This window comes from Anaerococcus degeneri, from assembly GCF_017874475.1.
Lineage (GTDB): Bacteria > Bacillota > Clostridia > Tissierellales > Peptoniphilaceae > Anaerococcus > Anaerococcus degeneri.
In genome coordinates this window covers 45,129-68,644 of sequence record NZ_JAGGLO010000005.1, presented here as the reverse complement: position 1 = coordinate 68,644, position 23,516 = coordinate 45,129, and the positions used below count along the sequence as shown (strand labels likewise).

Here is a 23,516-nt window from a genome sequence, read left to right as displayed (position 1 = left end):
ATGAGTTTTTCCCAAAGATGTAAGAAGGAACTCTTAAAAAAAGAACCAATAGACCTAGAAGGTGAATTGATTTCTCTAGCCCACTTCATAGGGTCAATTAGGATTTCTTCGGTTGGTTTTAATGTGATTTTCAAAACCGATTCTAACCAAGAAGCCAGGTATATATATAAGTTAATTGCTGACCTTTATGGCTATTCTCCAACCTTTGAAATCCAGGACAACCCTGATAAGAAAAACAAAAGAGACTATGTGGTTATAATTGAAGATGCTGATGTGTCTGATAAATTAATTAGCTTAAGAAACCAAAGTTTTTTAGAAAATTATTCTAATATCGAGGATGTAAGTCTAGATCAAATCAAAGGTTTTTTGAAGATTGCCTTTATCTTTAGGGGTTCGGTTAATGATCCACAAAGGGGATACAACCTGGAAATTGTTGGCAAAAATAAGGAAGAAGCAAGGATAATTAAAGAATCCATGGATGCCTTTAACCTAAATGCAAAAGTGAGTCAAAGGCTTGATTACAATATAATTTATCTTAAGGATTCTGATAAGATATCAGACTTTTTGGTCGTTATCGGAGCCATGCAGTCACTTTTTGAGTTAGAGAATGTCAGGGCAATGAAATCTATCAGAAATGATGTTAATAGGGTAAATAACTTTGACAATGCAAACATCGATAGGACTGTAAAGGCCGCAAGAGCCCAGCTAGATGCTATTAATAAAATTATAGACGAGGGAAGGTTTGACGAGGTAGATGACTTAAGCCAAAAAATAGGAAAACTTCGTCTTGAAAACCCATATTTATCCTTAGATGAACTTGGGGAGATGCTAAATCCACCTCTAAGTAAAGCCAAGATTAACTATAGACTGCAAAAGTTTATTAAATTAGCAAAAGATTTGTGAGAGCAAGTCTTTTTTTGAAGGAGCTACTATGACTACAAAATTTACCCACCTCCACCTCCATACAGAATATTCTCTCCTTGATGGTTTTACAAGGATAGATGAGCTTTTGGATAGGTGTAAAGAACTCGGCATGGATTCTGTTGCCATCACAGACCACGGCCAAATGTACGGGGTCATAGAATTTTATAAACAAGCACAAAAACGTGGTATTAAGCCAATTATTGGTTGTGAGGTTTATGTTTCAGAAAGAGACCATAAGATAAAAGACCCGACAAATAGGAGGTACTACCACCTAATTTTGCTTGCAGAAAATAATATTGGTTATAAAAACCTAGTGAAAATAGTATCTGAAGCCTATGTTAATGGTTTTTATTACAAACCAAGGGTTTGCTTTGATTTTATAAAAGAACATACAGAGGGCTTAATTGCCCTTTCTGCCTGTCTAAATGGCGAAGTTAATCAGAGAATCTTGGAAGGAGATATGAAGGCTGCAGAAGAGACTGCCTTAAAATATGAAAATTCATTTGGAAAGGGCTCCTATTTCCTAGAAATCCAAGATCACGGCATGGCTGAGCAAAAAAAAGTAAACCAAGGTCTTCTATATCTTCACAGAAAACTAGGCATAGAAATGGTGGCAACTAATGATGTCCACTACATAAACAAAGAAGACTCCTACTATCAGGACGTTCTATTGTGCATCCAAACTGGTTCATTGATTAAAGATGAAAATAGGATGAAGATGCCAAATAGGGAATTTTACCTAAAAGACCCTGAAACGATGGCAACAATTTTTAAAGACTATGAAAGAGCTATAGAAAACACTGAGAAAATCGCAGAACGTTGCAATGTTGAAATTAAATTCCACCAACCTCACCTTCCTTATTACACAAAACTCCCAGAAGGCCTTACAAATTTAGATTATTTGAAATTATTAGTAAATGAAGGCATTAGTGAGAAATATGAGACGGTGACAGATGAGATTGTCCAAAGAGCCAAGATGGAAATTGATGTTATAGATTCCATGGGCTACGTTGATTATTTTTTAATTGTTTGGGACTTTGTGAATTATTCTAGAAAAAATGACATAGCAGTAGGACCAGGCAGGGGTTCTGCGGCGGGGTCTCTTGTTTCCTATGCCCTTGATATCACACAGATTGACCCTTTGAAATACAATCTTATTTTCGAGAGGTTTTTAAATCCTGAAAGGGTATCCATGCCCGATATTGATATAGACTTTGACTATGTCCTAAGGGATAAGGTAGTGGAGTATGTCAATGACCTTTATGGGAGGGACCACGTTTCGCAAATCGTAACTTTTGGTAGGATGCAGGCAAGAAATGCTATTAGGGATGTGGGTAGGGTTCTTGATATTGCCTATGGGAAGGTCGATACCATTGCCAAGCAAATCCCAGCTACAATAGGAATGACTATTGATAAGGCTTTGGCAGAATCAGATGTCTTTAGGGCCTCATACGAAAAAGATGCCGAAGGGAAAAGACTAATTGATACGGCCAAAAAACTTGAAGCCCTACCACGCCATACTTCAATCCATGCTGCAGGTGTTGTTATTTCTAAAGACCCGCTCACAGATATAATTCCCCTTGCCCTATCAAATGACCAGGTAGTAAGCCAGTTTGATATGACAGAAATTGAGGAATTGGGACTTCTAAAAATGGACTTTTTGGGTCTAAGAAACCTCACAGTTATCAAAGATACCATCAAGGACATCAAGAAGAATTATGGCGTAGATATTGATTTAAGAAAAATAGACGTAAACGATAAAAACGTCATAAAACAATTTAACCAGGCTAAGACCATAGGACTCTTTCAGTTTGAGTCAGCGGGTATGAGGGCCTTCTTAAAAAATCTTAAACCAACAGTTTTTGATGACCTAATTGCGGCAAATTCACTTTTTAGGCCAGGTCCTATGGATGAAATACCAAAATACATCCACAACAAAAATAATCCAGAAGATGTCACCTTTTTAGATGAAAAGTTAAAGCCAATCCTTGGCGTGACCTATGGAATTATTGTCTACCAAGAACAGGTAATGCAGATAGTCCAACAGCTTGCTGGCTATTCGCTTGGAGAAGCGGATAATTTAAGGCGTGCCATGTCTAAAAAGAAGATGGCAGTCATGGAAGAAAATAGGGATATTTTTATAAATGGCAAGGTCGATGAAAGTGGCAAAGTTATAATTCCTGGCGCAGTCAGAAATGGTGTAAATAGGGAAGCTGCAAATACCATCTATGATGAAATGATTTCCTTTGCTAAATACGCATTTAACAAGTCGCACTCAGCGGCTTATTCGCTTGTGGCAGTTCAAACAGCATATCTAAAGCACTATTATCCTGAGGAATATATGGCAAATCTGATTTCTTCAGTAATGGATCAGACAGGAAAGCTTTATACCTATGTGTCAGAGACAAAAAGGCTTGGTATAGAAGTCCTTGCCCCAGATATAAATAAGTCTACTGGTACTTTTGAAGTAGAAGATAAAAAAATTATTTTCGGCCTTTCAGGTATTAAAAATGTTGGTATTAACCTCATAGAAGCTATTGTCAAAGCTAGGCAAGAGGGCGGTGGATTTACAAATTTTAAAAACTTTCTTGAAAGAGTTGAAGATGCTGACTCTAGGGCCTTGAATAAAAAGGGAATTGAATCCCTTATCAAGGCTGGAGCCTTTGACAGCCTTGGCTATACTAGGTCGTCACTTATGGCGATTTTTGAAAAGGCCATAAGTACAGTTCACGACAATAATAAGATAAATGTAACAGGCCAGATGAACCTTCTAGATATGGGAGAAAAACAAGAAGAAACTGACATAGATATGCCAGATATAGACGAATATCCTAAAAAAGTTAAGCTTAAACTAGAAAAGGAAGTCCTAGGATTTTATATTTCCGAACATCCTTTGTCAGAAAGAAGTCTTGCCCTATCAAATATTGTGAATTTTACAACAAATTTTAGGGAAGAAGTCGGAGAAGAAAATATTGCAAGGCTTGACGGTAACTTTGTCACCATGGCGGGGATTATCAATAATAAAAAAGAATTAACTACAAAAAAACGTGACCTAATGGCCTTTGCGTCCCTTGAAGATATGTATGGAAATATTGAAATGGTAATCTTTCCTAAGACTTATAGTCAATATAGAAATCTAATCGATGATGATAATATTGTGATTATCAAAGGAAGATTGCAAACTGATGAAAGTGACGTAAAATTATTAGCGTCAGAATTTATTGACATAGAAAAGTCAAATCTTAAAACTTTATATCTAAAAATGCGATATAAAGAGTATAATGATATCAAAGGGTTAATTATGGAAAATTTAGGTAAAAACCCTGTAAAGATATATTTTGAAGATAAGAAAAAGTTAGTTGGCCTTGATTCTAAATTGTGGGTTGATATCAATGACTCTACAATAAAATTATTTGAAGATAGGCTTGGAAAAGAAAATGTTAAGACAAAATGAGGAGAGATAATGAAAACAATAGGTATACTTACTAGCGGTGGCGACGCTCCGGGCATGAACTCTGCCATTAGGGGTGCTGTTAGAACTGCAATAAATAAATCTATGAGAATTAAGGGCGTCAGAAATGGATACGATGGTCTTATGAAGGGTGATATTTATGAAATGAACATTTCTTCTGTAGCCGATATCATCCACAAGGGTGGTACTATCCTTGGTACTGCAAGAAGTCTTGAATTTCAAACACCAGAGGGTCAAAAAAGAGGAGCAGAAATCCTTGCTGACTATGGTATAGAAGGGCTAATTGTAGTTGGTGGTGACGGATCATTCAAGGGAGCTAAGGCTCTCTCAGATTTAGGAATTAAAACTATCGGAATTCCTGGAACTATAGATAATGACATGGGCTATACAGATTACACTGTAGGATTTTTTACAGCTATAGAAACTGTAGCAGACGCCATAGGTAAATTAAGAGATACATCAAGCTCTCACGGTAGAGCTGTTGTTATAGAGGTAATGGGCCGTCATTGTGGAGACCTTGCTTTATATTCTGGTCTTGCTGGTGGTGCTGAATCCATTATCGTGCCTGAGCATAAGTTTTCAATTAATGAAATAATTGCCAAAATGGAACATGGTAGGAAGAGAGGAAAACTCCACCACCTAATTACCCTTGCTGAAGGCGTTGGCGATCCATATGCTCTTGCAAATGAACTTGAAGAAAAAACTGGCATAGAAACAAAGGTAACAGTTTTGGGCCACGTTCAAAGAGGTGGGTCACCTTCTGCAGTAGATAGACTTCTAGGTTCAGCAATGGGTGCTAGGGCTGTTGAATTATTATCAGAAGAGAAGACAGGCCTTGCTATAGGTTATGTAAATGGACAAATTATAGAAGTAAGTATAGATGAAGCTACATCTGTTAAATCAGTTTTTGATGAGAGTTTATATGATTTAGCAAATAGCTTATCAAGATAGGAGAAAAAATGCAACCAGAAATTTTAAAGAAAACTAAAATTGTTTGTACAATAGGACCAGCAAGTGAAAAACCAGAAGTTCTTGAACAACTTATCCAAAACGGAATGAACGTTGCAAGACTTAACTTTTCACACGGAACACATGAAGAACACTTAGAAAAAATAAAAACAATCAGAAGACTAAGAAGAAAGCTAAATAAGCCAATAGCAATCATGCTAGATACAAAGGGACCAGAAATTAGAACTGGTAACTACAATGTAAAGGAAATCTTCCTTAAACCAGATGATATCTTTACCCTAACAACTAGAGACATTATAGGAACTCAAGACATAGTTTCTGTTACCCATGCAGGTCTTCCACAAGATGTTAAAATAGGTAGTGAAATTTATATAGATGATGGTCTTGTTCAGCTTGAAGTAATTGATATTAAAGATGGCACAGACGTAGTTTGTAGAGTTCAAAACAATGGTGTACTTTCAAACCACAAGGGAGTAAACCTTCCAGGATCAAAAACAAACCTACCATCAATCACACCTAAGGATGTTGATGACATTAAGTTTGGTATCGAAAACGGTATCGACCTTATAGCTGCTTCATTCGTCCGTAAAAAAGAAGACGTTTATGATATAAGAAAGGTCCTTGAAGACCACGGTGGAGAAGATATTAAAATCATTTCTAAGATTGAGTCCCAAGAAGGTGTAGACAATATCGAAGAAATTATTGAAGCATCTGACGGAATCATGGTAGCTAGGGGAGATTTAGGTATAGAAATCAAAACTGAGCTAATCCCAGGTGTTCAAAAGGACATTATTAGAAGATGTAATGCTGCTGCAAAACCAGTTATTACTGCTACTCAAATGCTTGACTCTATGATCAGAAACCCAAGACCTACAAGGGCAGAGACAACAGACGTTGCCAACGCTATTATTGATGGTACTGACTGTGTTATGCTTTCAGGTGAAACAGCAGGTGGTAAATACCCAGTACAAGCTGTTAAAACAATGAGAGACATCTGTATCACAACAGAATTATCAGATGACTTTATAGAAAAAGTTTACAATACAAAAGTTATTTCTAGAAGAAACACAACCAACTCTATAGCAAAATCTACTTGTCAAATAGCAAGAGAATTAGATGCTAAAGCAATCATCTCATGCACATCATCAGGTAATACATCAAGGGTAATATCTAAATTTAGACCTAGAACCAATATAGTTGCAGCTACAACAACTGATAGCGTTGCAAGACAACTATCAATTGTTTGGGGTGTTTACCCACTAGTAATCAAAGAAGCCCACGAAACTGACGAGCTAATCGAAAGAGCTATAGTAGGCGGTCTTTCTGAAGGTTACTTAGAAGAAGGAGACCTAACAGTTGTAACAGCTGGTGTTCCATTAGGTGTAAGCGGATCTTCAAACCTAATCAAAGTTCATGTAATTGGTGACATCATCACATCAGGTACAGGTATAGGTGCAAAATCCGTTTCAGGTAAGGTTGTAATCGGTTCAACTAAAAAAGAACTTGAATGCAAATTTGAAGAAGGCGACATCATCGTAGCTAAATTTACAGATTCTGATATAACAGAATTTATCGAAAAAGCTTCAGCAATAGTTACAGAAACAGGCGGACTAACAAGCCATACAGCGGTAGCAGCTGTTCACTTTGGAATACCTGCAGTAGTAGGTGCAACAAACGCTCAAAACCTAGTTCAAGATGGTCAAATCGTAACAGTAGACCCAATAGGTGGAGTAATCTATAACGGAGAAACAAAAGTAATCTAATGAAATATCAAGATATCTATATAAGAGATATCCTAATAGATGGGAGAGGAGTAGGAGAAACTCCTGACAAGGTTGCTTTTATCGAAGGCGCAGTATATGGTGAAGTCTGCGACATTGAAATAATTGAAGAAAAGAAAAATTTCTACAATGCAAAAAAGATAAAAACAATTAAAGAAAGCCCAGTTAAAACACAAGCTCCATGTCCATATTTTTATGAATGTGGAGCTTGTACTATTATGGATATAAAATATGATCAACAACTTCAAATAAAAAAGAATCTCATTTTGCAAGCCCTAGGCAAATCTACTTCTTATAAACTAGATGATATTGAAATCATCCCATCAAAAGAGTTGAGATATAGGAATAAAATTAGGCTTCAAGTTGAAAAAGACGGACGTCTTGCATATAACAAGTCTTATTCAAATGACCTAGTCTACATAAAAGATTGCCTATTAGCAAGAGAAGAAATTAGTGAAAATCTTACAAAAATAGAAGCAATAACAAAAGATATTTCAGAAAATTTCCCAGGATCAATCAAAGAAATCACCATAAGATCAAATAGCAAAGACCTTATGCTAAATCTTGATTTAGAAAATAATAAAGAGCCAATATCCTATATCAAAGAAAAATACAAAAATAGTAATTTCTTCATAAATATTGTAGGCAAGGAAAATATAAATATTTCGGGAAAAGACCATTTGGAATATAAAATTTTTGACAAAACCTTCAGGATAAGTGCCAATGATTTTTACCAAGTCAATGACTCTCAAATAGAAAATCTTTATGGTGAGGCAAAAAAATTATTAGGAAGAGGAAAGAAAGTCCTAGACCTCTATTGCGGGTCAGCAACATCATCAATAGCCATCAACGACGACAGGCTTGTAGGCGTAGAAATAAATAAAAACGCCATCCAAGACGCAAAAATAAATGCAGAAATAAACGACCTAAAAGACTTTAAATTCATAGCCAAAAACGCCAAATACATTGACGAAAAATTTATAAAAAAAGAAAAAATCGACACCTTAATAGTAGACCCCCCAAGGGCGGGCCTAGACAAAGACCTAATAAAATCCATAGGCAAATCCGGCCTAAAAGAAATAATCTACATCTCCTGCAACCCTCAAACCCTAGCAAGAGATATAAATAGGTTTGAAAAACAAGGCTATAAACTAGAAAAAATCAAGGCAGTAGATATGTTCCCGCAGACCATGCATGTGGAGACTGTCGTATTGATGACAAGAGTTGCACCCACTAAGTAAAATAAAGTGTAGAAATTACAGGCTTCTTCCAGTGCTATCGTTAAAAGCTATAGATGGGCTGGAATAAGCCTTGTTTTTTGGACTATAAAATAGGTGTATGGAAACTTATCGACAGTAAAAGGTCGACAAGACAGAATGGATATTGGTAAAAATGCACCCACCTGCACCCACTTAAATATAATTATAAAAGTAATTACAATTTAAGTTTATAAAAGAGTGATTTTATGGTAAAATCTTTAATACGAAAGGAGCAAGATATGAAAGAAAAAGATAGTAAGACAACAATGGATTTTTATAATATGTCTGATTTTTTAAAGGGACAGTCTTCTAAAATTATAACTAAATTATCGGACAATGATGAGGCTGCTTTTATATTAAAAAATGGAAAACCAAAGGCAGTATTAATTTCTAAGGAAAGATATGATCGCCTTATAAAAACAGGAATAGATATATTAGAATACTAGTACTTAAATATCATTTAACGCATGAGAATAACAAAATTGGAGGTGATAGATTGATAAAGTACGCAGAGTTTTGTACTGGTATAGGAGGGTTTAGAATAGGTATATCTAATTCTAAAATGGAAAGTATGCCAGTTTATTCTAACGAAATAGATAATCGTTGTGAATTAACATACTATAAAAATTTCAACGAAAAATTTAATTCAAAAGATATATTTAACTTGAATGAAGAAAATTTACCTGACTTTGACATGATATGTGCAGGATTTCCATGTCAGCCTTTTTCTCAAGCTGGAAGAGGAGATGGTTTTAAGGATCCTCGAGGTACGATTTTTTTCAAACTCATGGAAATAATTAGATGTAAAAGACCTGATATTGTATTTTTTGAAAATGTACCTAATTTAAAAAATCACGATAAAGGAAATACTTTTAAAGAGATAAAAAAACAATTGAATGATGCCGGATATAATGTGTATGACAAGATAATTGATAGCACATATTTTGGAGTACCACAGAGCAGACCAAGAATATATATAGTCGCATTCTCAAATGATAGATATTCAAATATCAAATTTGAATTTACAGAAAAATTAACAGAAAAAACGCCATTGCGAAATTTTTTAAATCTAGGTGATTACTCAATTCCAATAAGCAAAAGATGGGAGGAATATATTGATTTATATACGGAGAAAAAGGAAGAATCTGATATCCCATTTACTTTGCCTAAAACTAGAAAAAAATTAGAAAGAGTGTCATCAAATTGCAACATTAATGACTGTATATTCCAAATAAGATCTAGTGGAATTAGGGCATATTCTTTAGATGCACCTTTCCCAACATTTGCTGTAAGCAATTCTGGTGGTGGGGCAATGATACCAGTTTTATCAAAGGAAAGAAGACACTTAAATTTGATTGAAATGAGGAGAATAATGGGTTTCCCTGAAAGCTTTGATTTAACTGCTGTATCAAGAACGGATGCAATAAAGCAACTTGCTAACGCTGTATGCCCACCTGTAATTGAATCAATTTGCGATGATATTAAGAGAGCAATTGATAAATTATAATATCAATTGCTCTCTTTGTTATAGTCTATCAGATATATCTTCACCAGTTGCTTTGACTATTATTGAGTCTTCAGGATTTACTAAAGCACATGTTGAGTCACATTGTTCTTTGCAGATAAAACACATTTGCCTTTTACACTTGTTACAATAATGGCACAAAGCTTGATAGTTATCTATGGAATTCTCTCCCCCACGGTCTATAGGAATTCTGTGGTCAAATTCTAATGTTACTCTATCTTTTGCAAATGTGTGAGTCGGAATGTTGCTACTATTTTTAAGCTTAGATCCACATATATTACAAACACCGCCTTGTCTGTCAAGAATAGTAGTTTTATCCGTAGTACTTAACTGAGTTCTTACAGATTTTGCATTTTCATTAAATAACGATTCGTGATCATCAACATTTAGAACATATTTTCGATTCCCTTGCAACCCTTCAGCATGAACGCAAGAAAAGCCTTCCTCAGTCCATAATTCGCTAAACGGCTTATTGGCATCTCCATATCTGTCTTTAATCCAGCTATTTTCATATTTGCCTTTCAAAATTGTTTTGATAGCTACAAGTCTATCGTTTGCCCCAACCAAATCCTCTTCAGAACACGTTTGGTATTTAATTAATAAAAGGAGACCTGCAATGGTTCTTCTTTTTGTAAGCCAAATGATTTTGTTGTTTGGGAAGACAATTTCATATCCACGTTCATGCAATTTAGCTTTTCTGATTTCGATAATATCTTCGATCTTTACCATTTCTTTTTTTACTCCTTTCAAAAATATTTTGGCTCATTTATTTTTCCTCCTTCACAATTTCAGTAATGTCGCTTATGTCACAGTCTAAAACACTGCATATTTTAATTAAAACTTCGGTAGTGACATTTCCACAGTTGGTTAACTTGGCCATTGATGAAGAGCTGATTCCAGCCATTTCACGTAGCTTGGTTTTAGTTAAGCCTTTATCGATTAGTAGTTTCCATAGTTTGTTATAACTTAGTTTCATTTTTCACCTCTCTATTCCAAGACTTACCATATAGTTCGTGTCCGTTGCTTGCTAATTGAAGCACTCGATTATTTTGCAATATTTCATAAGTTTCATCGCTATAAGAACTTTGTTTATCGAAAGCTATGAATACTTGTTTATTAATCTGATGGACTTTATCATAAATTCTCATTATTCCATCTACACCTTCATCATCAATATTCTTGAAAAGCAAAGAATCATGTGCTAATGCTGGAAGGGAAGAAAGGTATAACATTGCAAGATCAAATAAAATCAGACCTTTAAAGTTTGTACCTGTTCCTGTATCTTGTGGTGTAAAGAATTCGTAGCTGTTATAATTCTTTAATGAAATTTTTGGAGAATTTCTTTTTTCCACATATAAAGTTTCATTGAACTCGTACATTTGTTGATTAAGTTTAAATGTAATATCAGTTAGTAGACTTGCTACATTTGTTTCTAGCTTGTTTTTTGCATCACTCTTTAAGTCGGATAAAGATTTTTCTTCTTTAAAGGCTTCATTTTGTTCCTCAAGAGCTTGAATTTGCCTTTGGAGAGAAGAGTGTTTATCTAGAAACTCCTTTGAAAATTGGTTCTTAACTTTATGGTTGGAAAGTTCTAAACTAATATTTTCAATGTTAGTTTTCAATTCTGTGATTGTCTGTTCTAGAATTTCTTTTTCTTTACTAAATTCACAACTCAATATGGAAGATAGTTTTTTATGGTAATTTTCTATTTCAAAGATTTTCTTAACATTTGCTTCTGGGAAAAATTCAGTTAAGCTTTGTATGTCTGCTTCAGTAGGCATAAGACCATACTCCATGCTAATGCTAAGCAGCTTGTTTCTTCTTTGGTATCTTTCTAACTGCGTTTCAAAGTATAGTTTTTGGGATTTTAGGTTCTCGCAATGCTTAGATTGTTCAATTTCTTCTTGAGTAATACCTTCGCTGGTTGTATCTGTAAGGGATTCTAATTCAGCCTTTAATTCATTGATGGTTTTGATATTTTCTTCAAATTTAGTCTTTCCACCCACTAGATTAGATATAAAGCTATATTTTCTGGCATTTTTAAATGTTTTCAACTTATCTGTTTCTAAATCATACCTAGCGTGGAACGGCTCTATATCTTTAAAGTAATCAAGAAGACTCATTAATATTTTGATAGATTCTTTTGTACTTTGGTTTCTATATCCTTGCAAAGGATAGTTCGCTTCGTTATTGTGTTTTCCAGCAATTCGGAAGTAGGTACTTACTAGTTGCCTAAAAGAAAGATCAGTTTTATTGCTGATATATTTTTCCAATAAAAAGTCAAGGAATTCTTTCTTTGTTTTTGTATTTTCGGTTTCTGAATAATCGGGATTACAAAGGATGATGGTATCTGGATCTAAGGTACTTCTTCCAAAATAATATTTTTTATCAAATTTGAAACATGAATAGATTGTGTGGTTTCCAATATTTTTTACACCATCACTATTTAAGTAAGTATCTCCACCAAAAACAAAATCAATAGCCAGTAACGCAGATGACTTACCAATAGAATTAGACCCTTTTGTTGCACCTTGGATTACATTTAGTCCTTCTTTTAGTTTGATTGGTTTTCTAATCTCATTATTCTCCATGAAAACTGGAGAATATATCTCTACAAGCATAATTTCACCTCGCCTTCATCGGTCATTTCAATTGCATTTAAAGCATATAGGCAATCCATAACAGACAAAAAATCTGTAGGGTCATCTAAATTTTGACTAATCGCATGATAAATATCTACAACATTGACATTGCCATTCTTAATTTCTCTAAGCATTCTAGGAATTAAAGCTAGGGTGCTTTTTTGATATGAATATAATTTATTTGGTAATTGCATCAAACACCTCACAGCTTTGAATAAAGTAGCAAACAATGGCTTGGCAAAATATTTCTTCTTGCATTGTTACTTTATGTATTCTTTCAGATAGACTTGTAAAGATCTCGATATCGGATTTTTTTGTTTTCTTTAGCTTTTTATATGCTGCCCTTATTTGATGCTGCAAATCTTCATAGTCTATTTCTTGTCTTTTATCAAGATTTTTTAAAATTTCACGAATTGTTACAAAGTAGGTCATTACATAATTATTAACCTGAAAGTACAAGTGAAAATCCTTGGATTTATCTATTTTCTCCACTATTTCTTTTGGATCCATTGTTAGAGCAGAGAAATCTTTTTCTTTAAGTTTTTTTAGTTTTGTAATTACATTTGTTAGTCCCTTTTCTAGTTGTATAGCATCAAGTTCAATCATGCTTTCCATACGATTAGAAAGGGCTTTTTTTATTTTAACTAGTTCTCTAGTCATTTTTGTGCCGGTGTCCATTTGATAGGTAGCAAAGCAAGTAGGACATAGTGCAACTGTGTTGTCTATAGTTGATTGTTTACTTTTATTTATTTTACTTACTTCATAGACATCATTAATTTTTGAAGAGTCTGAAACGAATAGCAGCCTACCACACATTGGACAATGGCTATTACATTCTTGAAGCAAGTATTTTCCGTATTTTGTCTTCAAATCTAGTGATGATTGTATTTGCTTTTGTTGTTCAAGAATATCTGGAGAAGTTAATCCTGCCGTAGTTCTAATAATATTTACAAATATATCTGCTAGTAGTTCTGCAACATTTTCCCTTGTAGCAGCCGCATTATATGGGTGTAAATCGTCCGCCAACAGTTCTAGAGTTGCCTCTGGTCTTGTATGTAAACTATCAATGAAATTATCAGGGGTAAGTCTGTATACAATTGCTTTACAAGTAGTTTTGTTAATACCTCTTTTAGCAAAATTTTCATATGTCTTTAAACTGACCCTGTTTGAAGGGTCTTTTTTTAATCCCCATTCATTTTCCGGTACGGATGTAATCATCGCAATTAAGTCACGAACAAATTCTCCGGAGGTTAATGTATCGCTGATTCTATTAAAAAGCAGTGAATAAAAATTTTTAAACTCCATATATTGTAACCACCTCCTTTTTATTTTGAACCTCTTTGAACTACTTTGAACCTAACAAGAACCAGTTCAAAGTAGCGATTTTGTAAAATGTAATCATCAAAGAAAAACTGTGTTATTTACACATATTATATCACGCGAATATATCTTTGGTCAAACCTACCGTTCGCAAAAAGGATGGATGGTTTGCTTTAAGAAGTGTTATCACTTCAAGAAAAAATTCATGTTTGTTGACCTACTAGCTATGGGTTTATTCGGAACAAGCATGGAAAAACTAAATAGTTCAGCTCACTAACCGAATAAGGCGAGCTGCAAGTAATGAATGAAGGAAACTTCAGAAAAGCTTGTGGTCTTTTTATTGTGCCTTATTTTAGCTGATTTCTAGAAATTCCTTCATTCCAAGAAAACGGAGGGATTTCAAATGAAAATTCGTAAAACAAGACAAGATGAGCGTGGAGTATATAAATACTCATATCAAGTAAGAACGGAAAATGGTGGGTACACAACAGAAACTGTAGTACTTAGACCAGGAGAGGATGGTGTAACTGAGATGGACATTAAAAGACTCCATGCACTGGATGATAGTGAGGTTTATTACAATTGTAAGAATCTTAGACCGGAAAGAAGTGATGAAGAAAAAGAAAGAATTAAGGCATTCAAAAAAGAGTATGTTCAAAAATTCAAACTTCAACATGGTTATGAACCAAATAAGGACGCTATCAAAGATGCTGTCAGCGAGGCTTTTCCATCAAATTATAATCTATCTTTAGATTTTGCTTTTGAAAATGAGATTGATGAAGACAAGGCCAGCGTTACTGCAGCAACAGCAGTTCCATTTGATGACAAGTTTGAATGGTCAGAGGAGATGGAAGATATAAGGGAACTTCTATCAGATAAACAGCGGGAGGTTCTTGATCTTAAGTTTATTGACGGATACACACAAAAGGAAATTGCAGATATGCTTGGCGTAACCAAGATGGCAATAACAAAGAGACTGGCATCTGCGTATGATGTAATCAGAAAAAACATGAAAATATAAAAAATTTTTAGGCAGGGTTTACTACCTTGCCTTTTTATTTGCCTGTGATTTGTAAGGGAGAATACGAGCCCTACAGAAAGGAGGCAAAGCTATGAAACACAAAGTCGTAATTAATGTAACAAAGGAAGATGGAAAAAAGACACCTGTGCTTAAAGGTGCAATCAGAAAACTTCCATCAAAAATTATTAAGTGGCTGTTTGGAGATTATACACAGGTCTATCTTCTTAAGCCCGGAGAAACCGTTGAATCTGTAGATGTCAAAGAAGTATTAAAAGGAGAAATGTAATCATGAAAAAAGAAGTAATTAAAAACATCATCACAGACTTAGAATCGCTCGTCAAAAATCTAAAGGAGCTGATAAAAGATGAAAAGGAAGAAAAAACACCTAAGTCAAAAGAGTTAAAACTGGAAGACTTAAGGGCAGTGCTTGCTACCTTAAGTCAGCATGGGAAAACAGCAGAGGTTAAAGAGCTGATTGTTAAGTTTGGCGGAACGAAGTTATCTGATGTACCAACGGAAAACTACAGTCAGCTACTAAAGGAAGCGGAGGAAATCAAAATTGACTAGACAGAAGGTGAATTGTACCAAAGGTGCAAGAGAGGCTGGCCTGGGCCACGCAATTTTATCCCCATCAAGTTCTCATAGGTGGCTGAACTGTACACCAAGTGCAGTGCTTGAACTAGAGTTTGAAAATACCAGTTCAGCAGCAGCAGAAGAAGGAACGGCAGCACATGCCTTTTGTGAACACAAACTAAAAAAGGCATTGAAGATGCGAAGTAAACGACCTGTATCTGATTATGACTCAGACGAAATGCAGGAATGTACTGATGCCTATGTGGATTTTGTTTTGGAGCAATATGAATTAGCCAAGCAGAAGTGTAAGGATCCGGCTATTTTGATTGAACAGAAAGTGGATTTTTCAGAGTATGTTCCAGATGGATTTGGAACTGCAGATTGCTTGATCGTTTCAGATGATAGGCTTTCCATCATCGACTTTAAATACGGACAGGGAGTTCTTGTGGATGCCTATGAGAATTCACAAATGAAATGCTATGCACTTGGAGCACTAGCAATTTATGAAAGTCTATATGACATAAAAGAAGTCAGTATGTCAATCTTTCAGCCACGAAGAGAGAATGTTTCTACTTGGACGATTTCTGCAAGCGAACTAAAGAAGTGGGCAGAGGAAGTTCTAAAACCTAGGGCAGATTTGGCTATAAAAGGCGAGGGAGAATATTGCTCAGGTGATTGGTGCAAATTTTGTAAGGCTGCAGTTAGGTGTAGAGCAAGGGCGGAAGAAAAGTTAAAACTTGCAAAAGATGAGTTTAAACTACCCCCACTATTAACAGATGCCGAAGTAGAAGAAATCCTAGTGGTTATTCCGGATTTGACTTCATGGGCAAATAGCATCTTAGCATATGCAACAGATATGGCGGTCAATCATGGTAAAGAGTGGGATGGCTTTAAGGTTGTAGAGGGTAGGTCGGTAAGAAAGTATAAGGATGAGGATTCTGTAATCGAAAAAGCAAAAGAAAACGGATATACAGATATCTTTAAAACCAGTCTTATTACACTTACTGAAATGCAAAAGCTGATGGGAAAGAAGAAATTTGAGGATATTCTAGGTGACCTCATAATTAAACCACCTGGAAAGTTGACGCTTGTACCAAACACAGATAAGCGTCAGAAAGTAAATGTATCAAATGTTAAAAACGAATTTAATGAAATAACGGAGGAAAATTAAAATGGCAAATATTAGTAGAACAAAGGTAATCACAGGAAAAGACACAAGACTTTCATATTTTAACGGCTGGGAGCCAAAATCAATCAATGGAGGGCCTGAGAAGTATAGTGTATCTCTTCTTATTCCAAAGGATGATAAAGAAACAATTACGGCAATTGAAAAGGCAATTGATGCTGCAATCGAAGAAGGAATCGGTAAGTTTGGAGGGAAGAAACCAAACAAGGCTGCTATTAAACTGCCTCTTCGTGATGGAGATATTGAGCGTGATGATGAGGCCTATAAGGGTCATTATTTCATCAACGCAAATAGCGTAACAGCACCTCAAATTGTAGATAAAGCTGTAAAGCCTATCCTTGATAGAAGTGAAGTATATTCAGGTTGTTATGCTCGTGTATCAATCAGCTTTTATGCCTTTAACTCAAATGGAAATAAAGGTATTGCCTGCGGACTTGGAAATATTCAAAAGATTAGAGATGGTGAGCCACTTGGTGGAAGAAGTAATGCTGCTGATGATTTCACAAGCCTAGAAGATGATGACTTCTTGGCATAGGAGCTCTGTACTCATTACCTGTTTTCAGGATATGGAAGGACATTAGAAACAAATAATGAAAGAATAACAGAAATCGGGTGGTGGGGGCAACCTTGCCACCTGTTTGTTTAAGGAGGAGTAATGAACGAAATATGGAAAGATATTCCTGGATATGAGGGGAAATATCAAGCAAGTAGCGAGGGGCGGATACGTAGCTTAACAAGAAAAGTAAGGGGAATTTGTCATTTTACAGGGCGTGAGTTTCAGAGAACAGTTCAAGGCAGAATTTTGAAACCAGGTAAATACTGCAAAGCAGGACATGTTTCTGTTGTTCTTGGACATGGAACGAATGGAATCCCCGTACATCAACTAATAGCACGTACTTTTTTAGGAGAATGCCCTTTAGGAAATGAGGTTCTACACAATAACGGTCATTCAAAGGATAACAGAGTTGAAAATCTTCGTTACGGTACAAGAAGTGAAAATATATTAGATGTTTATAACGACGGTGGACGATGGAGAAAACTTTCTATAAAGGATGTATACGACATTCGATTTAGATTCTTATGTGGTTATCGTGGCTATGAAATAGCTGAATTATATGGGGTATCACAAACCACCGTTAGTAATATCAAAACAAGGAGGATATATGGATGGCTGGAATAAAGACACTATCACTGGACTTGGAGACCTTTTCTTCTGTTAATTTGAAAAAGTCGGGAGTATATAAATATGCCGAATCCGATGATTTTGAAATACTCTTATTTGCTTACAGCGTTGATGGTAGTGATGTTAAAGTAATAGATTTAGCAAAAGGAGAGGAAATTCCTTCTGAAATATTGGACGCACTCACTGATGAGAAAATAAGTAAATGGGCATTTAATGCACAATTTGAGAGAGTTTGTTTATCAAGATATTTAAGGGATAAAGGTATCAGTCTAGATCCTTTTTATGATAATCATAAGCTTAGTACATCAAAGGCTATGTTTTTAAATCCGACTTCTTGGAAATGTACCATGATTTGGTCTGCAACACTTGGACTTCCATTATCTCTTGAAGGAGTGGGTGCTGTGCTAGGACTTGATAAGCAGAAATTAAGCGAAGGTAAAAACCTAATCAAGTATTTTTGTGTACCCTGCACTCCGACAAAAACTAACGGAGGAAGAACAAGGAATCTGTACTTTCATGATGAAGAAAAATGGGAACAATTCAAATCATATAACAAGCGTGATGTGGAAGTGGAGATGGGAATTCAAGAGAAATTATCGAGATTTCCTGTGTCAAGAGACACTTGGGATGAGTTTTATCTAGACCAGGAAATCAACGATAGAGGCATTGCTATTGATCCTGTACTTGTTGAATCAGCAATCAAATTAGATACTGGTGTAAAGGCTAGTCTTATGCAAAAGCTAACAGAAATTACCGGACTTGAAAATCCTAACTCAGTTCTTCAGATGAGAACTTGGCTATCTGAACATGGACTTGAAATGGAGTCTTTAGGCAAAAAGGAAGTAGCAAAAGAAATAAAGACGGCATCTAAAGAACTGGTAGAAGTCCTTACTTTAAGACAGCAGTTATCAAAGTCATCTGTAAAAAAATATACAGCTATGAAAAATGCTGCCTGCACAGATAATAGGGAAAGAGGAATGTTTCGATATTATGGTGCAAATAGAACTGGAAGATTTGCAGGAAGACTTGTTCAGTTACAAAACCTGCCACAAAACCATCTGCCAGATTTAGCTGATGCTAGAGCACTTGTAAAATTAGGAAATGTAGATGCGATTGAAATATTATATGAAGATATCCCAGATACCTTATCACAGCTTATTAGAACGGCCTTTGTACCTCAAAACAATAACAAATTCATTGTAGCTGATTTTTCAGCCATTGAAGCGAGAGTCCTTGCATGGCTTGCAGGCGAAAAATGGAGAATGAAAGTCTTTGAAGAAGGTAAAGATATCTACTGTTCATCAGCAAGTCAGATGTTTGGAGTTCCTGTTGAAAAGCATGGTATAAATAGTGAACTTCGCCAAAAGGGTAAAATCGCAGAACTGGCACTTGGCTATGGGGGTTCGGTAGGTGCATTAAAAGCTATGGGAGCACTTGATATGGGACTTACTGAAGAAGAACTTCAGCCACTGGTTGACGCTTGGAGAAACTCAAATCCTATGATTACTAGCCTTTGGTGGGATGTTGATAGAGCGGTCAAAACTTGTATAAAGCAAAGAATAGAAACTAAAACTCATGGCATAAAATTCTCATGGAAAAGTGGATTTTTATTTATAGAACTTCCTTCAGGAAGAAAACTTGCCTATGTAAAACCTAGAATTGGTGAGAATAAGTTCGGTGGTGAGTCAGTTACTTATGAAGGTGTCGGTAATGCTAAAAAGTGGGAAAGGCTGGAAAGTTATGGTCCTAAATTTGTAGAAAACATTATTCAAGGGACTGCGAGAGATATTTTGCTTTTTGCTATGAAGACATTAAGAAACTGCCAGATAGTAGCTCATATTCACGATGAAATAATTATAGAGGCAGATAAAAGAATGAGCCTTGATGCAGTATGTGAGCAAATGGGAAGAACGCCACCTTGGGCGAAGGGATTACTTCTTCGTGCAGATGGTTACGAATGCGAATTTTATAAAAAAGATTAGAAAAATTTTGAGCGGGGTTTACTATCCGCTCTTTTTCTTTGCCTGTGATTTAGAAGGTAATAGTGCCTTCAAAAAAATTACAGGAGGTCAAATAGATGACTATTGAAGAAAAAATCACCGACTTGGAAACAATGGATAAGGTAAGAGACCAGCAAATAAAAGAGCTCCAAGTGGCAGTAGAAGAATTAAGCGGATGTTTGAATGGAGGTGTTAATCATGAAAGCAATGATTCCAATGAATGATTATGGCATTATGGCTGACAAGCATAACACCGCCAGAGTAGACAGCAGATTTGTTGCACAGTTCTTTGAAAAAAGACATTCAAATGTAATTCGTGATATTCAGTCAATCACTGAACCCAAATCTGGGCTGAGTGAAGAATTTACTGAGCTCAATTTTGAGTTGAGTAGCTATAAGGATTCTACAGGTAGAAAACTACCATGCTATCTGTTAACAAGAGACGGTTTTACCATTTTGGCAATGGGTTATACCGGGCCAAAGGCTATGAAGTTTAAAGAACTATATATCAAAAAGTTTAATGAGATGGAAGATTTCATAACAACGCTTATTTCAGCAAGAGAGATGTTTCCTATCTTAACTGAAAATATCAGTTTAATTCATGACCATCCAAAGGCGTATCACTATAGTAACGAATGCGACATGATAAATCGACTTGTTCTTGGGATGTCAGCAAAACAGTTCAGGGAATTGTATGGAATCGATAAAGGCCAAAGTATTCGTCCGTATCTATCTTCCAGTCAAATGTATCTAATAGATAGATTGCAAAAAATTGATGCAGGTCTTTTGATTTCTACTCCAGATTATCAAGCAAGAAAAATACAACTTGAATGGTATTTAGGAAAGATTGGAAGGGAGGCAGATTATGAGTAAGACATATAAGAAACACCTTGAAAATCCAAACTTCAGACCACTTGCATATATCTGCTCTCCATATAGTGGTGATAAAGATTTAAACATTAAGAAAGCCATTCATTATGCGGAACTTGCCTATAAGAATGGTGCAATTCCTGTAACTCCACATCTCTTGTTTCCTTTTATGGATGATAGAGATTTAGAACAAAGAAAAGATGCACTTTTTATGGATGTCATACTTCTTGGTAAATGCCAAGAGGTGTGGGTCTTTGGTACTGAAATCACTGAAGGCATGAAGCGAGAAATTGAAATCGCTGAAAAAAGAAAACAAGTGATTAAGTATTTTACAAGTGAGGGTTTGGAGGTTAAGACAAATGCTAAATTTTAATTGTTATGATGCTACTTGCATCGGAAATAAGAATAACTGCCTTTATCCTAATGTGGTCACAGTATCTGATAGGGATAGCTTTATAAAAGCTATCTCTTTTGACCATGTTACAGCAGAGTTTCAAGGCAGTTATAGAAGTAAAGATAAGTTCATAACTTCTAATTGCATACCTATGGACTGTGATAATGACCACTCAGATGATGAAAAAGACTGGGTGACACCTTTTGATGTGGCATTAGCCTTTCCAGGAGTATGCTTTTTTGCATCGTATAGCAGAAACCATATGAAGGTAAAGGGGAATAAGTCAGCAAGACCAAGGTTTCATATATATTTCCCAATTGAAGAAATAAAGGATGCTGGAGAATACGCTGATTATAAAGTGCAAATTCAAGCTAAATTTCCATACTTTGATGATAATGCCTTAGATGCCGCAAGGTTTATTTATGGAACACAAAATCCGGAAGTAGAACTTTATGAAGGGGATTTAACAGTTACTGACTATTTAGGAAGAAGAAAATTTGAAGATCTACCTATATTAGGTAGCCAAATACAAGAAGGAAGTCGCAATTCTACATTAAGCCATTTTGCAGGAATTATCTTAAAACGATACGGGAAAAGCGAAAAGGCAAAAAAAGCATTTTTAGAGGAATCTGAAAAGTGTAACCCTCCTTTGGATAGGGAAGAACTTTCACTCATTTGGAAGAGTGCAATCAGCTTTTATGAAAATATATCTAAACAAAAAGGATATATACCTCCAGACGAATATAAAAAAGTTTCTTGGGATGAGCCATTACCGTTTACGGGAGAAAAGATGCCAAATTTTCCTATTGAAGCCCTTCCTAAGGCTTTACGAAACTATGCAATTGCTGTAGGAAAATCAACACAGACTCCTGTGGATATGGCAGCAGTTGGAGTTCTTGCTACTGTATCAGCTTGTATGAAAAATTTATATAAAGTTGAGGGAAAAGCGGATTGGCATGAACCAACTAATATTTACAGCGTAATTATAGCAGAGCCTTCGGAAAGAAAGTCTGCAGTTATTTCGCTTGTCATAAAACCTGTGGATGAATATATCAAAAAATATAACCAAATTCATAAAGTGGAATTTGAAATGTCTAAAGTCATCAAACAGAGACTAGAAAACAAGAAAAACAGTCTTCTGAGCCAAAGTAAGAAAAAGGGAGAGGACAAAACTTCTAGTGAATTTAATGATGAAATCAGAAGTGTGGTAGAAGAACTTGTAAATTTTACAGAAAGTAAGCCTTTAAAGGTTTATGTGGATGATACGACTACTGAAAAACTCACAGAAAGTTTGGCAGAAAATAATAATGCTATTTCTATTATTTCATCTGAAGGTGGAATTTTTGATGTCATATCAGGCACTTATTCCAGCAAGGTAAATATTGATGTTTTTCTTAAAGCCTACTCCGGAGAAAACATATCCGTAGATAGAATTATGAGAAATTCTATCTATGTTGAAAATGCGTGTCTTAGCATTCTCTTGTCTGTTCAACCTGTAGTGATTGGTGAGCTAATGAGAAATAAGAAGTTTCGTCATAGAGGGCTAACCGCAAGATTTCTATACACTACACCACAATCTTTTGTTGGAAAAAGGACCTTAGAATCAGAATGCATTTCCAAAGATGTATATAGGGAATATAAGGAGTTAATCGATAATATTCTGATGGAAGAAAAGACGGGAAATACACAAATTATAAAGCTGAGTGAAAAGGCAAAGGAACTCTTAAAAGAGTATTTTGACTTGGTGGAACAAAAGCTTGTAGGTGAATTTACTATGTACAGCGATTGGCTCGGAAAACTAGTGGGAAATACGCTTCGCATTGCAGGGATACTTGCAAGAAGTAGTGTGATAAAAAAAGATGTGGGAGATGCTCTTTTAGAAGAAGATTCACCGATTGTAATTGATGAAGAAGTTTTTTCTAATGCTGTTAAAATTGGAAAATATTTTTTAGTCCATGCAGTTAATGCCTATGGAGATATGGGAGTTCGTTCAGACTTTAAGGCTGCTCTTATGGTTCTTGAAAAATTAAAAGAAAAAGAACTTGTAAACATTACAAGAAGGGAAGTCATGAGACTTTGCAGGTGGGTTGGAAGTGCAGAAGAGGCACAAAGCATACTGGACAATCTTGAAGACTATGGATATATCCGTCTTTCAGAAATAGATCCGGCAGAAAAAATGAGAAATGGAAGACCTAAGAATGTGGTGTATTCCATCAATCCGAGTGTTTTATCGGAGTAAAAGACTTTTTTGTCACACATATAAGGGTTTTGTCACGCTGTTCCCACGTCCCATACACAGTTCTATATGTAGCAATACTTTATATATAAATAAATTAATTTAAAAAAGCTATCTATATAGCGACAGCGTGACAAAATAGGACAAAACTATTTTTAACA

At 35.4% G+C, this 23,516-nt stretch carries 23 protein-coding genes; 18 read left to right on the top strand and 5 right to left on the bottom strand.

The annotated features are described in order from the left end of the window. The 7 genes from whiA (at position 1) to dcm (ending at position 9,912) form a co-directional block, all read left to right on the top strand. Positions 1–903, top strand: a complete 903-nt coding sequence (gene whiA / locus J2Z38_RS06465) for a DNA-binding protein WhiA (RefSeq protein ID WP_209773921.1) — start codon at positions 1–3, stop codon at positions 901–903. Between the two features lie 28 nt (positions 904–931). Then, positions 932–4,378, top strand: coding sequence for a DNA polymerase III subunit alpha (locus J2Z38_RS06460; RefSeq protein ID WP_209773910.1), 3,447 nt, complete (start codon positions 932–934; stop codon positions 4,376–4,378). A 9-nt stretch (positions 4,379–4,387) separates the two neighbouring features. Continuing rightward, positions 4,388–5,347, top strand: a complete 960-nt coding sequence (gene pfkA, locus J2Z38_RS06455) for a 6-phosphofructokinase (protein ID WP_209773908.1) — start codon at positions 4,388–4,390, stop codon at positions 5,345–5,347. Between the two features lie 8 nt (positions 5,348–5,355). Further along, positions 5,356–7,128: a pyruvate kinase gene (pyk, locus tag J2Z38_RS06450; RefSeq protein ID WP_209773902.1), complete on the top strand. Its 1,773-nt coding sequence runs from the start codon at positions 5,356–5,358 to the stop codon at positions 7,126–7,128. Then, positions 7,128–8,387 carry a 23S rRNA (uracil(1939)-C(5))-methyltransferase RlmD gene (rlmD, locus tag J2Z38_RS06445; RefSeq protein ID WP_209773899.1) on the top strand — a complete coding sequence of 420 codons (1,260 nt, stop codon included), beginning with the start codon at positions 7,128–7,130 and terminating at the stop codon, positions 8,385–8,387. Before pyk ends, rlmD begins: the two co-directional genes overlap by 1 nt. 257 nt (positions 8,388–8,644) lie before the next feature. Next, on the top strand, positions 8,645–8,851 hold the full coding sequence (locus J2Z38_RS06440) for a type II toxin-antitoxin system Phd/YefM family antitoxin (protein ID WP_019116108.1): 207 nt from the start codon (positions 8,645–8,647) through the stop codon (positions 8,849–8,851). 50 nt (positions 8,852–8,901) lie between these two features. Further along, complete coding sequence (gene dcm, locus J2Z38_RS06435; protein ID WP_209773897.1) at positions 8,902–9,912, top strand: DNA (cytosine-5-)-methyltransferase; 1,011 nt, start codon at positions 8,902–8,904, stop codon at positions 9,910–9,912. A gap of 18 nt (positions 9,913–9,930) precedes the next feature. On the opposite strand, the gene J2Z38_RS06430 is transcribed toward dcm, so the two are convergent. Genes J2Z38_RS06430 through J2Z38_RS06410 form a run of 5 tightly spaced genes read right to left on the bottom strand, consistent with a single transcriptional unit; the run spans position 9,931 to position 13,877 of the window. Then, entirely contained in the window at positions 9,931–10,659 is a 729-nt protein-coding gene (locus J2Z38_RS06430; RefSeq protein ID WP_209773896.1) for an HNH endonuclease, read from the bottom strand. Positions 10,660–10,696: 37 nt separating this feature from the next. After that, entirely contained in the window at positions 10,697–10,906 is a 210-nt protein-coding gene (locus tag J2Z38_RS06425) for a helix-turn-helix domain-containing protein (protein ID WP_019116104.1), read from the bottom strand. Continuing rightward, positions 10,890–12,551, bottom strand: coding sequence for a DUF2326 domain-containing protein (locus J2Z38_RS06420; RefSeq protein WP_019116103.1), 1,662 nt, complete (start codon positions 12,549–12,551; stop codon positions 10,890–10,892). The genes J2Z38_RS06425 and J2Z38_RS06420 overlap by 17 nt, the downstream gene beginning before the upstream one ends. After that, entirely contained in the window at positions 12,542–12,766 is a 225-nt protein-coding gene (locus tag J2Z38_RS06415) for an ABC-three component system middle component 7 (RefSeq protein WP_209773894.1), read from the bottom strand. Before J2Z38_RS06415 ends, J2Z38_RS06420 begins: the two co-directional genes overlap by 10 nt. Further along, positions 12,750–13,877 (bottom strand): ABC-three component system protein, encoded by a 1,128-nt coding sequence (locus J2Z38_RS06410; protein ID WP_070607199.1) that lies wholly within the window; start codon positions 13,875–13,877, stop codon positions 12,750–12,752. Before J2Z38_RS06410 ends, J2Z38_RS06415 begins: the two co-directional genes overlap by 17 nt. A 418-nt stretch (positions 13,878–14,295) precedes the next feature. Here J2Z38_RS06410 and J2Z38_RS06405 point away from each other — a divergent pair, with 418 nt between their 5' ends. The 11 genes from J2Z38_RS06405 (at position 14,296) to J2Z38_RS06355 (ending at position 23,358) form a co-directional block, all read left to right on the top strand. Next, positions 14,296–14,913 (top strand): RNA polymerase sigma factor, encoded by a 618-nt coding sequence (locus J2Z38_RS06405; RefSeq protein ID WP_209773891.1) that lies wholly within the window; start codon positions 14,296–14,298, stop codon positions 14,911–14,913. A gap of 91 nt (positions 14,914–15,004) precedes the next feature. Continuing rightward, on the top strand, positions 15,005–15,199 hold the full coding sequence (locus J2Z38_RS06400) for a hypothetical protein (protein ID WP_019116101.1): 195 nt from the start codon (positions 15,005–15,007) through the stop codon (positions 15,197–15,199). 2 nt (positions 15,200–15,201) lie between these two features. Beyond that, complete coding sequence (locus J2Z38_RS06395) at positions 15,202–15,480, top strand: hypothetical protein (RefSeq protein ID WP_019116100.1); 279 nt, start codon at positions 15,202–15,204, stop codon at positions 15,478–15,480. After that, entirely contained in the window at positions 15,473–16,657 is a 1,185-nt protein-coding gene (locus J2Z38_RS06390) for a DUF2800 domain-containing protein (protein ID WP_019116099.1), read from the top strand. Before J2Z38_RS06395 ends, J2Z38_RS06390 begins: the two co-directional genes overlap by 8 nt. Position 16,658: 1 nt before the next feature. Beyond that, on the top strand, positions 16,659–17,207 hold the full coding sequence (locus J2Z38_RS06385) for a DUF2815 family protein (RefSeq protein WP_001933545.1): 549 nt from the start codon (positions 16,659–16,661) through the stop codon (positions 17,205–17,207). A 120-nt stretch (positions 17,208–17,327) separates the two neighbouring features. Next, positions 17,328–17,852, top strand: a complete 525-nt coding sequence (locus J2Z38_RS06380) for an NUMOD4 motif-containing HNH endonuclease (RefSeq protein WP_001933546.1) — start codon at positions 17,328–17,330, stop codon at positions 17,850–17,852. Next, positions 17,840–19,837, top strand: a complete 1,998-nt coding sequence (locus J2Z38_RS06375; RefSeq protein WP_019116098.1) for a DNA polymerase — start codon at positions 17,840–17,842, stop codon at positions 19,835–19,837. The genes J2Z38_RS06380 and J2Z38_RS06375 overlap by 13 nt, the downstream gene beginning before the upstream one ends. Positions 19,838–19,932: 95 nt before the next feature. Next, positions 19,933–20,079, top strand: coding sequence for a hypothetical protein (locus J2Z38_RS06370; protein ID WP_019116097.1), 147 nt, complete (start codon positions 19,933–19,935; stop codon positions 20,077–20,079). After that, complete coding sequence (locus J2Z38_RS06365) at positions 20,054–20,728, top strand: Rha family transcriptional regulator (protein WP_019116096.1); 675 nt, start codon at positions 20,054–20,056, stop codon at positions 20,726–20,728. Before J2Z38_RS06370 ends, J2Z38_RS06365 begins: the two co-directional genes overlap by 26 nt. After that, entirely contained in the window at positions 20,721–21,098 is a 378-nt protein-coding gene (locus J2Z38_RS06360; RefSeq protein ID WP_019116095.1) for a DUF7768 domain-containing protein, read from the top strand. The genes J2Z38_RS06365 and J2Z38_RS06360 overlap by 8 nt, the downstream gene beginning before the upstream one ends. After that, complete coding sequence (locus tag J2Z38_RS06355; protein WP_209773887.1) at positions 21,085–23,358, top strand: DUF3987 domain-containing protein; 2,274 nt, start codon at positions 21,085–21,087, stop codon at positions 23,356–23,358. The genes J2Z38_RS06360 and J2Z38_RS06355 overlap by 14 nt, the downstream gene beginning before the upstream one ends. Positions 23,359–23,516 lie beyond the last annotated feature (158 nt).

Excerpts from the sequence above, each read along its gene's own strand:
- J2Z38_RS06405 (WP_209773891.1), top strand. The coding sequence starts at position 14,296 with ATGAAAATTCGTAAAACAAGACAAGATGAGCGTGGAGTATATAAATAC.
- J2Z38_RS06460 (WP_209773910.1), top strand. The coding sequence starts at position 932 with ATGACTACAAAATTTACCCACCTCCACCTCCATACAGAATATTCTCTC.
- J2Z38_RS06400 (WP_019116101.1), top strand. The coding sequence starts at position 15,005 with ATGAAACACAAAGTCGTAATTAATGTAACAAAGGAAGATGGAAAAAAG.
- pyk (WP_209773902.1), top strand. The coding sequence starts at position 5,356 with ATGCAACCAGAAATTTTAAAGAAAACTAAAATTGTTTGTACAATAGGA.
- J2Z38_RS06415 (WP_209773894.1), bottom strand. The coding sequence starts at position 12,766 with ATGCAATTACCAAATAAATTATATTCATATCAAAAAAGCACCCTAGCT.
- J2Z38_RS06370 (WP_019116097.1), top strand. The coding sequence starts at position 19,933 with ATGACTATTGAAGAAAAAATCACCGACTTGGAAACAATGGATAAGGTA.
- J2Z38_RS06380 (WP_001933546.1), top strand. The coding sequence starts at position 17,328 with ATGAACGAAATATGGAAAGATATTCCTGGATATGAGGGGAAATATCAA.
- J2Z38_RS06425 (WP_019116104.1), bottom strand. The coding sequence starts at position 10,906 with ATGAAACTAAGTTATAACAAACTATGGAAACTACTAATCGATAAAGGC.
- J2Z38_RS06375 (WP_019116098.1), top strand. The coding sequence starts at position 17,840 with ATGGCTGGAATAAAGACACTATCACTGGACTTGGAGACCTTTTCTTCT.
- J2Z38_RS06420 (WP_019116103.1), bottom strand. The coding sequence starts at position 12,551 with ATGCTTGTAGAGATATATTCTCCAGTTTTCATGGAGAATAATGAGATT.
- J2Z38_RS06410 (WP_070607199.1), bottom strand. The coding sequence starts at position 13,877 with ATGGAGTTTAAAAATTTTTATTCACTGCTTTTTAATAGAATCAGCGAT.
- rlmD (WP_209773899.1), top strand. The coding sequence starts at position 7,128 with ATGAAATATCAAGATATCTATATAAGAGATATCCTAATAGATGGGAGA.
- J2Z38_RS06430 (WP_209773896.1), bottom strand. The coding sequence starts at position 10,659 with ATGGTAAAGATCGAAGATATTATCGAAATCAGAAAAGCTAAATTGCAT.
- J2Z38_RS06355 (WP_209773887.1), top strand. The coding sequence starts at position 21,085 with ATGCTAAATTTTAATTGTTATGATGCTACTTGCATCGGAAATAAGAAT.
- J2Z38_RS06385 (WP_001933545.1), top strand. The coding sequence starts at position 16,659 with ATGGCAAATATTAGTAGAACAAAGGTAATCACAGGAAAAGACACAAGA.
- J2Z38_RS06365 (WP_019116096.1), top strand. The coding sequence starts at position 20,054 with ATGAAAGCAATGATTCCAATGAATGATTATGGCATTATGGCTGACAAG.
- J2Z38_RS06360 (WP_019116095.1), top strand. The coding sequence starts at position 20,721 with ATGAGTAAGACATATAAGAAACACCTTGAAAATCCAAACTTCAGACCA.
- pfkA (WP_209773908.1), top strand. The coding sequence starts at position 4,388 with ATGAAAACAATAGGTATACTTACTAGCGGTGGCGACGCTCCGGGCATG.
- whiA (WP_209773921.1), top strand. The coding sequence starts at position 1 with ATGAGTTTTTCCCAAAGATGTAAGAAGGAACTCTTAAAAAAAGAACCA.
- J2Z38_RS06440 (WP_019116108.1), top strand. The coding sequence starts at position 8,645 with ATGAAAGAAAAAGATAGTAAGACAACAATGGATTTTTATAATATGTCT.
- J2Z38_RS06395 (WP_019116100.1), top strand. The coding sequence starts at position 15,202 with ATGAAAAAAGAAGTAATTAAAAACATCATCACAGACTTAGAATCGCTC.